Raw genomic sequence first — 13,261 nt, 5'->3', positions numbered from 1 at the left:
GGCCGGCGACCGGCGGCCGGTGCCGGTGGATCTGGCACGGCTCGGCCGCCTGCTCGACCGCGACCTGTCGGAGGACTACCGCCGCACCCGGAGCGCCGCCGACGAGGCTCTGGCGGAGGCTCTGGCAGAGGCGGCGGGGCTTGCGAGCAAGAGTTTCCCGGGCGTGGCCGCGGGGGTGAGCCTGCACGGGCTGCCGCACGAGGAGTTTGCCACGACCCTCACCCTCGCGCGGCGCCCTCTGACGGTCGACATGATCGCGCGCCGCGGCTGGGCCTTCTGGCGCGGTGCCGAAGCGGATCCGGCCCGCACCTTCGAGGCGCTGCGCCGGATCACGCTGGCCGAGCTTCTGCCCTGGTCGCAGAAGATCCTCGCCGCCGCCACCGAGGCGCAGGCCCTGCGGATCGAGACGGGAAAGGAGCGGATCGGGATCCTCCTCGCGACGGTGGACAGGGCCATGGCCGAGCGGGCCGAGCGGCTGCGCAGCGATGCGGCGGTGCTCGCGCAGCTGGCGGCCGATCCGGTGCGGGCCGCGCAGATGTCGAACCGTCTCCAGAGCCGCATGGAGGTGCTCGAGCGGCGGCTGCAGGTCCTCGCGATCTGCGACAGCCGGCTGGCGCATCCCTCGCTGGCGGACGCCGCCTGAGGCGCCCTGCAGATGGGGCCCCCCCATGCCGCGCAGGCCCGTGGCCGGCCGATCCCCGCGCGGCGGCTGCGGGTCGTGGTGGCGGGCGAGGGCCGCGCGGGAAAGTCGAGCGTCATCAACGCCCTGCTGCGCCAGCCCGTGCTGCCGATGCTCTCGCGGCCGGGGGCCCGCCCGGCCTTTCTCCTGCGCCATGCGCCGGACGAGGCCGGAAAGGTGCTCCTCCACCACGGCACCGGCGCCACGGAGCGGGCGCCTGCCCTCGATGCCGCGACCGACTTCGGCGGGGCGGGCCTGTGCGAGGTGCTGGTGGATGCGCCGCATCTGGCGGGGATCGAGCTGGTGGAGCTGCCCTTCCCGAGCGACGGCGAGGTCGGCCCCGAGGCGCTGGCGCTGATGGCGGGGGCGGACCTGCTGATCTGGGTCTCGATCGCCTCGCAGGCCTGGCGGCTGTCGGAGCGGTCGGTGGTGGCGCGCCTGCCGCCGATGCGCGAGCGGTCGGTCATCGTGCTCTCGCGCGGGGACAAGTTGCGCAGCGCCGCCGACTGGGACCGGATCGAGGACCGGGTGCAGCGCGAGGCGGGCCCCTTCTTCGGCGCGGTGGCCTTCGTGCAGGCCGCGCGCGATGCGATCCGGGCCTCGGCCGAGGACCTGCAGGCCTGGGAGACGACAGGGGGGCACAGCCTCGCCCACCTGCTGATCGAGCGGCGCGGGCGGCTGGCCCCGGCTCCTGCGGGGCCCGAGCCGCCTCCGGCCCGCCGCGAGACGGAAGAGCTGTCGGCCGCTCTCGCGGGGCTTGTCTGCGGCGGCATCGCCGCCCGCCGTGGCGGATCCTGCCTCGCCTTCGGCCCCGAGCCCGGACGGGCCGGCCCGCTGACGGCCGCCCTTCGCGCGCTTCTCGACGGGCAGGAGGCGGTCGAGGCCGCGGCCGGTGCCCCGGTCGAGGAGATGGTGATGCGGCTCGGGCCCCATCTGCTGCTCCTGACCCGTCCCGCCCCGTCGGAACTCGCCTTCCTGCTCATCCGCGAGGACCGGACGCCCCTGCCGCTCGCCCGCGCCGCGCTGCAGCGGATCGCCGCGACCTGGGCCCGCGAGGGCTGAGCGGTTTGCCACCAACGTGACCGCTCCGAGGGGGAACGTCGGGTCGGCTCGGGTTGCATCGGCTGCCGCTTGCTGTAGCTTCGCCGCGTTCAGCGAAGGGACGAAGGTTGGAACTGCTCACTGCGAAACCGCCGGACCGGCTGAGCCGGTTCGTCCTGCGCTGGGCGACGGACCGCTCGGCCCTGTTCAAGGGCCTGTTCGCTCTCTGCGCCGTCCTGTCCTCGACCCTCCTGCGCTTCGCGGTCGACGAGGTGCTGCCGCCCGGCTTTCCCTTCCTCACCTTCTTCCCGGCCATCATCCTGACGGCCTTCTTCGCGGGGGCGGTGGCCGGATCGGCGGTGGCGGTCGCGACCGGCTTCATCGCCTGGTACTGGTTCATCCATCCGGTGGGCTCGCTCTCGGCCACCAACCCTGCGCTGTTCGCGATGTTCTTCTTCGCCTTCATCGCGGTGACGGACATCCTGCTCGTCCATCTGATGACCGCAGCCCTGCACCGGATGGTGGAGGCCGAGGCCCGCAGCTCGGCGCTGGCCCATGCCCGCTCGCTCATGTTTCACGAGCTTCAGCACCGGGTCTCGAACAATATCGCGACGCTGGGTTCGCTCCTGCGGCTACAGGAGAGACGGCTCGGCGATCCGAAGGCGCGGGCCGCGGTGGCGGACGCACGGGCCCGCCTCGAGGTCGTGGCGCGCCTGCAACGGCGGCTGCACGATCCCTCGCGGCAGTTCGTCGACATGGGCGACTATATCCGCGGCCTCGCCAGCGACACGGTCGCGGCCATGGATGCGACGCAACGCATCTCCTGCCGGTTCGAGATCGACTCCTTCCGCTCCGAGCCCGATCAGGCGATGCCGCTGGGGCTCGTGACGAGCGAGCTGCTGATGAATGCCTGCGAGCACGGCTTTGCGGGCGGCGCCTCCGGGACCATCCTGATCCGCCTGTCGGTGGCCGAGGCCCAGGGCCGCGCGCGGCTCGTGATCGAGGATGACGGGGCGGGCCTGCCGCCCGGTTTCTCGGTGGCCGAGACGACGAGCCTCGGCCTGTCGATCGCGCGGCAGTTCGCCGAGCAGATCGGAGGCGAGCTTACCATCCGCGCGCGCCCGGGCGGCGGCACCCTGTCGGACCTGAGCTTCCCCGCGGCCTTGCCGCGCGGCCCTCAGGCCGATGCCGTGCCGGAGATCTGAAGGTTCCCGCCCGGGGCGCGGCTGCGCCGAGGAGGCCGGCCAAATCCCGCCACCCGCTGAGCGAGATCGTGCACAACCCTGGCCTGCATGTGGTACCTCCGGCGGATAGGGCCTAGGTTCGCGGTCAAAGCCCCGTTCCCGGCGGGATTCCTTCTTACGTTCAGACGGAAATGACCCCTCATGTCCTTGGCGCCCCCACCTTCCCCGCGCATTGCGGCCTTCGACGGGCTGCGCGGCATCGCCGCCGCCATTGTCGTGCTCTATCACTATCTGTGCCTGCTCCACCCGCATCTGACGCCATCGATGGGCCAGACGCTCACCGGCTTCGCCGACACGCCGCTGCATCTTCTCTGGAACGGCCGCTTCGCCGTCGCGGTCTTCTTCGTCCTGTCGGGCTTCGTCATGGCGGCCGCGGCCGAGCGGCGCCGGTCGGTGCTGCTGACCAACCTCGTGACAAGGTACCTGCGCCTCGCGCTGCCGGTGACGGTAAGCTGCCTCGTCGCCTGGGTCTGGCTCTCGCTGTTCCCCGACGCGGCGACCCGGCTGCAGAGCACGCTCGTCCAGCCGTCGCGCTGGCTGGCCCTGACCTATCAGGAGCCGCTGAAGCCGCTCTGGCTCGCCGTGGCCGACGGGATGGCGGGCAATTTCATCCGCGGCTATTCGCGGTTCAACAATGTGCTCTGGACCATGAAGTTCGAGCTTCTGGGCTCGGCCGGGATCTTCCTTCTCTATTTCCTGGCCGAGGGCCGGGCGCGTCTTCTGGCGCTGGGGGCCGCCGGCCTCGCCGTGCTGGGCTGGCTGCCCGACCCCTACCTGGGCTTCGTCCTCGGCGCCGGCCTCTACGAGGCCCATCGACGGGGCCATCTGCGGCCGCTGCCGGGGCTCGCGCTGCCCGCCACGGCGCTGGTGGCGGCGGTGCTGCTGGGATCGCCCGGCGAGGGCGCGCACGACCGGCTGCATCTGCCGGACGTGCCGGAGGGCTGGGAGGTGGGCGAGCCGCGCGGCCTCGTGCCCGTCCTCGCGGCGGCGCTCCTGCTCTATGCGGTCCTTACCCTGCCTGCGCTGGCGCGGATCTTCGCCACGCGGCTGCCGCTCTTCCTCGGCCGGATCTCCTTCGGCCTCTACCTCGTCCATGTGCCGATCCTCTACACGGTCGTGTGCTGGGCCATGCTCCGCGGGGCACCCGAGGCGCTGGTGGCCTCGTTCTTCGCCGCGCTCACGCTGGCGCTCGCCATCGCCTTCACCTGGCTCGTGGACGAGCCTCTCCTCCGCCGGATCGCCGCCCTGCGCGGCAGGCTCTCGCCCGACCGACCCGGAACGCCCGGCAGCGCTTGACCGGGCTGCGGCGCCTTCCCATGGTCGGCGCATCCGCCCTCGACAGGCCGCAGCCGCGCCCCACCTCTGGCCTGAGGCCATGATCCGGAGACCCGCATGAACTACCGCTCGATTGCCGACATGAACCGCACGATCCTCGCGTCCCTGCATCGGCTGCCGCGGGATCTCGATCTCGTGGTGGGCGTCCCGCGGAGCGGGCTTCTGGCCGCGCAGATGCTGGGCGCGGCCACGGGGCTGCCGGTGGTGGCGCTCGACGATTTCCTCGAGAAGCGCACGCCCGCAGAGGGCGCCGAGCGGCGCGTCCTCGTGCTCGAGGACAGCCTGAGCTCCGGCATCGCCATGCAGGAGGCGCGCGACCGGGTGGCTGCGGCGCATCGGGGCGAGGGGGTGCTCTATGCCGCCGTCTACGGGCTTCTGCCCGAGCATCCCGAGGCCGACCTGATCTTCGAGGCGGTGCCGCAGCCGCGCATGTTCCAGTGGAACGCGATGCACCACAAGTTCCTCGCCCGCTGCTGCGTGGATATCGACGGCATCCTCTGCCACGATCCGACCGAGGCCGAGAATGACGACGGCCCGGCCTATCTCGAGTTCCTGCTGAACGCGCGTCCGCTCAACCGCACGCGCCAGCGGATCGGGATGCTCGTCACCAGCCGTCTCGAGAAATACCGCCCCCAGACGGAAGCCTGGCTGGCCGCGCAGGGCATCGCCTTCGACCGGCTGGCCATGCTGGATCTGCCGAGCCGCGAAGAGCGGATGCGCCGGGGCGCCCACGGCAGCTTCAAGGCCTCGGTCTACCGCGAGAGCGACGCGCTTCTCTTCATCGAGAGCGAGCCGCGGCAGGCCGCCCAGATCATGCGCCTCTCCGGGCGGCCGGTGCTGTGCCTGCCCGAGCAGCGGCTCTATCAGCCCGATCTGGGCCATATCGCCGCCCAGATCCCGCGCCTGCGCAGCCGCAGCGCCGCGCGTCATCTGGTGCGGCAGGCGGCCTGGTCGGTGCTGGGGCCGCAGCGGTTCTCTGCCCTGAGCCAGCGCCTGCGCGGAGGCTGAGGGCCGGGCTAAGGCGGGGCGCCCACGGCCCGCCGCGCGGGCGGTCGCCTCCATGCCGGGGGGCGCAGCGGCAAGGAGGGGGAGGGCCGATCTGCCCGTCGAGGCGCGGACGTCCGCGCCCCTCTCATCGCAGGAACGGTGCGGGCTGACGGGACCAATCCGCCCGCCCTGCGCGTGTCAGATCAGCGGCAGCGCCACGGTCATGGCACGGGCCGCCACTGTCCCGGCGCGGCGGGTGACGTCGCCGCAGGCGCCGCGCAGCACCGAGAGGAAGGTGCGAAGCTGGTGGTCGCCCGAGATCTCGGGCCGCCGCGCATGGGCATAGGCCGCCGCCGAGGCCGCCTCGTAGGCCTTCGGATCGTCCCACAGACGGCGCACCTCGGCCGCCCAGTCGGCCGCCGGCGCATCCACCGGCAGCACATGGCCCCCGATCCCGATGGCCTCGGGCAGGCCGCCCTGGTTCGACCCGATCACCGGAATGCCGCAGAAATGCGCCTCGGTCGCGACCCTTCCCCAGGCCTCCTGCCAGACGCTCGGAGCGAGCAGGATCTTGGCCTTGCCATAGACCGATTTCATGTCGCTCGTCCGCATCCGCAGGGTGACGTTCGGCAGCGCGGCGATGCGCTCTTCCAGCTCCTGCTTGCGCTCGGCGCTGAGCGGCCAGCTTTCGACGAAGACGAAGGGGATGTCGGGGCAAAGCTCCGCCACGCCGAGCGCCGTCTCGAGCCCCTTCACCGCCACCGGGTTGATGAAGGTGACATTCTCGCGCGTGGTCTCGGTGCGGTAGAGCTCGGGCTCGACCAAGGGCGGGATCACGGTCGAGCGGATGCCGAAGACCTTGCCGTAGGTGCGGGCGGTGAATTCCGAGTTGGCCACGAAGCGCGCGCCGTGCAGGCTCGCGGGGGTCCCGCCGAGATCCTCGAGTTCGACGTTCCGGAAGTAGAAGACGACCGGCACGCCGGCCGCCTCGAGCGAGCGCGCCAGCGGCACGGCGCGCTGCGTATTGTCGTTCTGCACCACGGCCACGTCGGGCCGGAAGCGGCGGACCACCTCGGAGGCGTCGATCGGGTTCCAGGTGCGGAACACGCAGTAGCCGCCCATGCGGTTCCGGGCATAGTCGCGGCGCAGGAGGCGGCGCTGCATCCGCGAGCGCAGCTCGGTCCAGCCGCCGCCCTCGAGACCCGCGAGCACCGCCACGTCATGGCCTTGGGCGCGGAGCGCGGCGGCCAGCTGGTCGGTGCTCGACTGGGCGCCGCCGCTGCGCTGCGGCAGGTAGGGGTCGCCCAGAGTGAAAAGAATGCGGAGCGGCCGCGAGGCCGTCTGCGGCACGGATTTCTCGGATGTAGCGCGTTCAAGGGCGCGACCGATGCCGCCGAAGGGCAACTGCCGGTTGAGTTCCGTCGATCGCAGCTGTTCCAGCCAGGACGGTCGCGGAGCCTCGGCCCGGGGGAGGGAGGCGGAAGCTCCGCCGGCACGGCCTTTGGCCGTTTGACGAATGTTCTGTGACAACGTTCTGTTTTCCCGTGCTTCCTGTTGACGGTCGGAGGTGAGGAGATCGCAGGATCCCCCGGTCAGACTATTGATCCATCAGGTCAGTGACCGCCTTGGCCACCGAAACTAACACCCGAACTCCTCGTGACAGGATCAACCTTAGGTTACTTTTTTCCGCGGTCCAACCTCTGGCCGCAGATTCTCACAAAGATGCAAACCGCCCGGCCCTGACCGGCAGGCGGCTGCAAGATCTTCTCCGGTTCATGCTGCAGAGCGGCGCATTGTTCATCATCGTGCGAACCGCCGCTTGAGAGCCGCCACCCGCGCCGGGCCGAGAAGGCCGCGCGCGATCGACTTCGCGGTGCCCAACGCGGACGGCGCGGGCGCCGCGGCGGGGGCGCGCGCCAGCGTCTCGCGGGTCACGAGGCTGTGGGTCTCGAGGCAGAGCACGGGCTTGCCCGACAGCTCCGCGATGCGGCGCGCCTGCCGGTTCTCGCTCTCGATGAAGAGCGGCGCGTCGGACTGGCGGTAGGTCTCGGCCTTGAAGCTGCCATGCGCCCCGAGCCGGATGCGCTCGGCCTGGCTCGGCAGGTCGAGCATCACCAGCCGGCCGTAGGCGATGCCCTGGGCGGCGAGCCAGCCCTCGGTCTCGGCGCGGTATTTCTCGAGCCGGCTGGTGACCAGCGTTCCGATCCGCCGGACCGGGCGATAGAGCGGCCGGGCGGCCGTCAGAAACTCCAGATAGGCCGCGCCGTCGTCGTTCTCGGCATGGGTCGGATCGAGGCAGAGGACGCCGTCGATATCCACGCAGGCGCGTTCGAGCATCGGATGCTGCATGAAGCTCCACTGGAAGATCCGCGGCTCGGGCAGGGGCTCGAGCACGAGATCCGCCCCCGGCACCTCGGCGCCGTCGCCGTAGACCACGACGAGCGTGGCCGCGATCCCGGCCGCCTGAAGGCGCGCGCGGGCCTCGGCCACGCCCTCCGCCGTGTCGGCCACCGCCACCACATGCTGCGGCTGAGGCGCCGGGCCGCCCTCGAGCTTGGTGCGCCCGACCGAGAAGCTGCGCCCGGCGAGGATGCTCTCCAGATCCGACATCGGCACGTTGGCCAGCAGGCACAGGATGTTGGCCGCCAGAACGCCGCCGCCCGGCAGCCCCACGACCAGATCGGTCTCGCGCGGGATGCGGTGCAGGCTGTGTTGCAGAAGATCGGCCAGATCGGTGATCGAACGGTAATGCATGTCTGTCCTCGTCAGCCGGACGTCGCGCGGCGGATGGTGCGGGAGCGGAGCTTCGAGAGGGCCCCGCGGAGAAGCGATCCGGCCTCGGCCAGCACGGCGCGGCCCTGCGGGAAGGGGGCGATGAGCATGACGGTCACCACATAGGCAAGCAGCGCCCCCTCGAGCAGCGCCGCCACCCGGGCCTCGGCGAGCCAGGGACGCGCGAGCCACACCACGCCGAGCGCTGCGTGGCCCGCAAGCACGAGGGGCCCGCAGGCAAGGGCCACGTCGCGGGCCCGCACCGCGCCGCGCCGCCCGATATAGAGCCAGAGCACTGGCGTCTTGAGATATTCGCTGATCGCATAGGCGATGGCCACGCCGAGCGCCCCGTAGGGAAGGCCCAGCACGAAGGCCACCACCGCGAAGAGTGCCGTGGCGAAGCCCCAGTACATGAATTCGGTCGAGCGGCCCTGGCTGATGAAAAGCCATCCGGCCGGGTTGTTCAGGGGTTGCAGGAGCCCCGCGAAGCCGAGCGCCATGAAGATCGGCGCGCTGCCCGCCCAGTGCTCGCCGAGCGCGAAGGGGATCAGCAGGTCCGCCATCGCCGTCGCCGCCGCCACGCCCGGCAGGACGAGGAGGAGCGACAGGGTGAGCACGCGCAGATAGGCGCTCCGGTAGCGGTCGGGCTCCTCCAGCATCCGCGACAGCGCCGGGATCATCACCTTCGAGAGCGGGTTCGCCACCTGGTTCAGCGGCATCAGCAACAGCTTGTAGGCGCGGTCGTAGAGGCCGAGCTGCGCCCCGCCCCAGACCCGGCCGATCAGCACATTGTCGAGGTTGCGGGCGAAGAAGTTGGCGAAGTTGAAGCCCGTGATGCCCGCGCCGAAGCCGATGAGCGCGCGGCCGCCCTCGGCTCCGCCCGGACGGCCCGGCCGCCAGCGCGAGGCGAGCCACATGAGGCCGGTGGGCAGCAGCGTCCCGGCAAGCTGGCCGCCGAACAGCGCCCAGTAGCTCGGCTGGACCAGCGCCCAGGCCGTCGCAGTGCCGAGCCCCGCCACCGCGCCCACCACGCCGATGATGGCGATGCGGCCATATTCCATCCGCCGGTTCAGGAGCGCCGCATGCTGCGCGCCCAGCCCGTTCGCGGCCACGATCAACGCCATGGCGGCGATCAGCGGCCCGATCCGCGGCTCCTGGTAGAAGAGGGCCACGAGCGGCGAGATCAGCAGCAGAAGCAGCGCCAGCGCGGCCGAGAGGGCCACATTGACCCAGAAGAGGAAGTTCACCTCCTCGTGCTTGAGGTCGGGCTTCTGCACCGTGGCCTGCACGAGGCCGAAATCCTGAAGCATCCCGATCAGCGCCAGCACCGGCGCGCACATGGCCACGAGGCCGAATTCCTCGGGCGCGAGCAGCCGCGACAGGATGACCACCGATCCCATCTGCGTGGCCACCATGACCGCCTGCGACGCGGCAATGGCCGCGGCACCGCGGCCGACGGTGGTGCGCAGCGACCCCTGCGGGGGATCGAAGAGATGCTGCCCGCTCACCGGGACACCCGCCCGGCGCAGGCAGTCAGACAGGATCGCATCGAGACGTTTCTCCCTCGGTTCCGCGGCAGGCCGGCGAGGGACCGGCCCGGCCGCGGCTTGCGGACGAAGCCCCAAGGGGCCCCAAAGTTCCCAGACGTGCAACCCGTAGATCTTCGGCGCGCACGGGTTCCTGCCGCTGCCCGTTCAAATGGCAGGTCGACGCTGCATAAGCATAATCATGCTGCGGTTGCAAACAGGGCAGGCAAAGGCTTGCCGATCCATGGGGGCAGGGGTGGACAGTTTCCCGCCGCTCGCCTCAAGGTAGCAAGTAATAATTAGGAGATGAATCATATGAACCTGGCTCCGCCCGAGAGCGTCGCCGGCGAACATTTCGATGTGATCATTGTGGGCTCGGGCTTCGGCTCCTCGTTCTTCCTGCATCGGCTGCTGCGCCAGCCGGGGCGGAGGATCCTCGTTCTGGAATGGGGCCGGCATTCGACACACGACTGGCAGCTGGAGGAAGGGCGGAATTCGCCCGTGACCGACAGCGACACCTACGCCACCAATTCGGAAAAGCCCTGGAACTTCACCATCGGATTCGGCGGAGGCACCAACTGCTGGTTCGCCCAGACGCCGCGCCTGCATCCGGCCGATTTCCGGCTCGGGACCGATCACGGCGTGGCGCAGGACTGGCCGGTTTCCTACGACGATCTCGAGCCCTACTGGTGCGAGGCCGAGGAGATCATGGCGGTTTCGGGCGATCCCGACATGGCGCAGGTCATGCCGCGCTCGCGCCCCTTCCCGCAGCCGCCGCATGTGATGCCCGACCCCGACCGGCTGATGAAGGCCGCGCGGCCCGACAGCCATTTCGTGATGCCCACCGCGCGGGCCCGCATCGCCACCGAGACGCGCGCGGCCTGCTGCGCCTCGCTGCGCTGCCAGATCTGCCCGGCGGATGCGAAGTTCACCGCGAACAATTCGCTCGTGCCGCTCTACGAGACGCCGGGCGTCACCCTCTGCCTCGAGACGGAGGTGCGCCGCTTCGAGGCGGCGGGATCCTCGATCTCGGCGGCCGTGATCCGGGGCCCCGACGGGCGCGAGCACAAGGTGACGGGCGATCTCTTCGTGCTCGGCGCCAACGCGATCCACAGCCCGGCGATCCTCCTGCGCTCGGATCTGGGCGGCGGGCTGACCGGGGTGGGGCTGCACGAATCCTACGGCTGGTCGATGGAGGCCTGGCTCGACGGGGTCGACAATTTCGGCGGCAGCACCATCACGACGGGGCTCGATTTCGGTCTCTACGACGGGCCGCACCGCAAGGATCGGGGCGCGGCGCTGGTCTATTTCGAGAATCGCTGGTCGCACGGGATGCGGCTCGGGGCCGAGCGGATGCGCCAGACCCTGCCGCTCGTGATCGTGACCGAGGACCTGCCCGAGGACCGCAACCGCGTGACGCTGGACGGCGAGGGGCGGGCCTTCGTCGACTATCACGGACCTTCGGATTATGCGCTGCGCGGGATGGAGCGGGCCAAGGCCGCGCTGCCCGAGCTGCTCGCGCCGCTGCCGGTCGAGAAGATCCTCGACCACGGCATCCGCGAGACCGAGAGCCACCTGCAGGGCACGCTGCGGATGGGGTCCGACCCGGCCCGGTCGGTGGTGGATGCGGGCCTTGTCCATCACCGGCTGCGCAATCTCGTGGTGGTGGGCACCAGCACCTTCCCCACCTGCTCGGCCGCCAACCCCTCGCTCACCGCCGCCGCGCTGTCGCTGCGCGCCGCCGACCTTCTGATCTGACGGAGCCGCCCATGAAACTGAGCCGCCGCCGCGCCCTCCAGTTGGCCGGAGCCACCGCCGCCCTCGCCGCGGCCGGGGGCTATGCGATCACCCGCCGGCCCGAGGATCTGGTCCGCGCCGTGCTCGAGCGCCATTTCGGGCCGCTCAGGATGGAGGAGGCCGAGGTCGAGGCGCTGACCGCGGCCAGCGTGGCGCAGCGTCCGTGGCTCGCGCCGCCGTGGAAGCTGGCGGCGGCCTATGCCACCGCCTACCAGACCGGCCTCGAGGATCCCGCCATGGAGATGCTGCCCGACGACCGCGCCGGGCGGCTCGAGCAGTTCGAGCGGCATATCCTGGGCGATGCGGTGCGGATGACCAACATCGCCATGCGGACGGAACCGGACGAGGAGGTGAGCTTCATCGGCCCCACCGCCTGCCTCAATCCCTACGCGACCTTCGAACTGGCCTGAGGCAGGCGCCTCGGCCTCGTCCGCGAGGGCTGCGCCCCCCGCGCGCGGAGCGAGCGACCGGTGGAACAGGGCAGGCAATCCGTCTTGCGCTGCGCCCCCGTGCGCGGAGCGAGCCGCTCCCCCGGGGGGAGGGCGCGCCCACGCGGAAGGGCCAGCCTCAGGCGATCACGAGCTCCGCGGGGCCGTCTTCCACCGTGCCGATCTCGGCCGCGGCCTCGAACCCGTGGCGGGCGAAGGTGGCGAGCACCTCGCCCACGCTGTCGGGCGCACAGGCCACGAGGAGCCCGCCGCTCGTCTGCGGATCGGTGAGGAGCGCCCGCTCGGGCACGGGAAAGTCTGCGGGCAGCGCGATGCCTGCGCCGTAGCTGTCCCAGTTCCGCCCCGAGGCTCCGGTGACGAAGCCCTGCGCGAGAAGCCCCCGCACCGCGGGCATGACCGGCACGCGCGCCCAGTCGATCCGGAGCCGCGCGCCTGCGCCCCGCGCCATCTCGAGCCCGTGCCCGCCGAGGCCGAAGCCCGTCACATCGGTCAGCGCATGGACGCCCGCAAGCTCGGCCAGATCCGGACCGGGCGTGTTGAGCCGGGTGGTGGTGGCGATCATCTCGGCATAGCCCGCGGCATCGAGCGCCTCCTTCTTCAGCGCCGCCGAGAGGATGCCGGTGCCGATGGGCTTGCCCAGCACCAGCCGGTCGCCGGGGCGTGCGCCGGCATTCAGCCGCACGCGGTCGGGATGGACGAGCCCCAGCGCCACGAGACCGTAGATCGGCTCGACCGAATCGATGGTGTGGCCCCCGGCGATCGGGATGCCGGCGGCGGCACAGGCCGCGGCGCCCCCTTCGAGGATGCGGCCGATGGTTTCCTTCGAGAGGACCGAGATCGGCATCCCCACCAGCGCCAGCGCGAGGATCGGGCGCCCGCCCATCGCATAGACGTCGCTGATCGCGTTGGTCGCGGCGATCCGGCCGAAGTCGTAGGGATCGTCCACGATGGGCATGAAGAAATCGGTCGTGGCGACGAGGGCCTGGTCGTCGTTCAGCCGCCAGACGGCGGCATCGTCCGAGGTGGCGGTGCCCACCAGAAGATCGGCCGGCACCGGCAGGGCAGGTGCCGCGCGCAGAAGCTCGGCCAGCACGCCGGGCGCGATCTTGCAGCCGCAGCCGCCGCCATGGGACAGCGAGGTAAGCCTCGGTTCGCTCGCGGGTCGATCGGTCATGGGCTCCTCCGGACATCCTGTCGCACGCTCCAGCCATGAAGCGCCCGTTGCCGGCTGTCAACTCGGGCCCGGCGCGCGCGTCCACAGGCCGCCTGACGCCGCCGCGCGGGGTTGGATCCGCATTTTCCTGCCCGAGATTACTTTTCGTGACCTGCAATGACTTGATCCGCAGGGGTCTTCCCATCCATAGGAGGGGCATCGGTTTTCCCGGCAGATGCCCGCTTTCGCGCCCCGGTTCCACGGCAGGCGCGCCCGCG

Annotated in this window: 10 protein-coding genes and 1 pseudogene; 7 read left to right on the top strand and 4 right to left on the bottom strand. The window is 71.2% G+C overall.

Annotated features, from left to right (window positions below; all coding sequences use genetic code 11):
* From A9O63_RS05390 to A9O63_RS05370, 5 genes and pseudogenes are all read left to right on the top strand, one after another.
* A pseudogene (locus A9O63_RS05390) lies at nt 1–643 on the top strand (dynamin family protein); the annotation flags it as partial.
* A gap of 12 nt (nt 644–655) precedes the next feature.
* Nucleotides 656–1,741, top strand: coding sequence for a dynamin family protein (locus A9O63_RS05385; protein WP_235836932.1), 1,086 nt, complete (start codon nt 656–658; stop codon nt 1,739–1,741).
* Between the two features lie 107 nt (nt 1,742–1,848).
* Nucleotides 1,849–2,925, top strand: coding sequence for a sensor histidine kinase (locus tag A9O63_RS05380; RefSeq protein WP_069331004.1), 1,077 nt, complete (start codon nt 1,849–1,851; stop codon nt 2,923–2,925).
* A 180-nt stretch (nt 2,926–3,105) separates the two neighbouring features.
* A complete protein-coding gene (locus tag A9O63_RS05375; protein WP_069331003.1) occupies nt 3,106–4,260 on the top strand; it encodes an acyltransferase family protein in 1,155 nt (384 codons plus the stop codon).
* 96 nt (nt 4,261–4,356) lie between these two features.
* Nucleotides 4,357–5,307, top strand: a complete 951-nt coding sequence (locus A9O63_RS05370; RefSeq protein ID WP_069331002.1) for a phosphoribosyltransferase — start codon at nt 4,357–4,359, stop codon at nt 5,305–5,307.
* Between the two features lie 177 nt (nt 5,308–5,484).
* On the opposite strand, the gene A9O63_RS05365 is transcribed toward A9O63_RS05370, so the two are convergent.
* From A9O63_RS05365 to A9O63_RS05355, 3 genes are all read right to left on the bottom strand, one after another.
* Nucleotides 5,485–6,636 (bottom strand): glycosyltransferase family 4 protein, encoded by a 1,152-nt coding sequence (locus A9O63_RS05365; protein ID WP_069331001.1) that lies wholly within the window; start codon nt 6,634–6,636, stop codon nt 5,485–5,487.
* Nucleotides 6,637–7,086: 450 nt separating this feature from the next.
* Nucleotides 7,087–8,040: a phosphoribosyltransferase gene (locus A9O63_RS05360; protein WP_069331000.1), complete on the bottom strand. Its 954-nt coding sequence runs from the start codon at nt 8,038–8,040 to the stop codon at nt 7,087–7,089.
* Between the two features lie 11 nt (nt 8,041–8,051).
* A complete protein-coding gene (locus A9O63_RS05355; protein ID WP_069330999.1) occupies nt 8,052–9,566 on the bottom strand; it encodes a lipopolysaccharide biosynthesis protein in 1,515 nt (504 codons plus the stop codon).
* Between the two features lie 333 nt (nt 9,567–9,899).
* Here A9O63_RS05355 and A9O63_RS05350 point away from each other — a divergent pair, with 333 nt between their 5' ends.
* Both A9O63_RS05350 and A9O63_RS05345 read left to right on the top strand, forming a co-directional pair.
* A complete protein-coding gene (locus A9O63_RS05350) occupies nt 9,900–11,342 on the top strand; it encodes a GMC oxidoreductase (RefSeq protein WP_069330998.1) in 1,443 nt (480 codons plus the stop codon).
* An 11-nt stretch (nt 11,343–11,353) separates the two neighbouring features.
* Nucleotides 11,354–11,791, top strand: a complete 438-nt coding sequence (locus A9O63_RS05345; protein WP_069330997.1) for a hypothetical protein — start codon at nt 11,354–11,356, stop codon at nt 11,789–11,791.
* Between the two features lie 157 nt (nt 11,792–11,948).
* Here the strand turns inward: A9O63_RS05345 and selD are convergent, their stop codons facing one another.
* Complete coding sequence (selD, locus tag A9O63_RS05340; protein WP_069330996.1) at nt 11,949–13,004, bottom strand: selenide, water dikinase SelD; 1,056 nt, start codon at nt 13,002–13,004, stop codon at nt 11,949–11,951.
* Nucleotides 13,005–13,261 lie beyond the last annotated feature (257 nt).

This window comes from Cereibacter johrii (assembly GCF_001720585.1).
GTDB lineage: Bacteria > Pseudomonadota > Alphaproteobacteria > Rhodobacterales > Rhodobacteraceae > Cereibacter_A > Cereibacter_A johrii.
This window is presented reverse-complemented; position numbering and strand designations above follow the sequence as displayed.

Coding starts and splice junctions, on each gene's coding strand:
- A9O63_RS05385 (WP_235836932.1), top strand. CDS start 656: ATGGGGCCCCCCCATGCCGCGCAGGCCCGTGGCCGGCCGATCCCCGCG.
- A9O63_RS05375 (WP_069331003.1), top strand. CDS start 3,106: ATGTCCTTGGCGCCCCCACCTTCCCCGCGCATTGCGGCCTTCGACGGG.
- A9O63_RS05370 (WP_069331002.1), top strand. CDS start 4,357: ATGAACTACCGCTCGATTGCCGACATGAACCGCACGATCCTCGCGTCC.
- A9O63_RS05360 (WP_069331000.1), bottom strand. CDS start 8,040: ATGCATTACCGTTCGATCACCGATCTGGCCGATCTTCTGCAACACAGC.
- A9O63_RS05350 (WP_069330998.1), top strand. CDS start 9,900: ATGAACCTGGCTCCGCCCGAGAGCGTCGCCGGCGAACATTTCGATGTG.
- A9O63_RS05345 (WP_069330997.1), top strand. CDS start 11,354: ATGAAACTGAGCCGCCGCCGCGCCCTCCAGTTGGCCGGAGCCACCGCC.
- selD (WP_069330996.1), bottom strand. CDS start 13,004: ATGACCGATCGACCCGCGAGCGAACCGAGGCTTACCTCGCTGTCCCAT.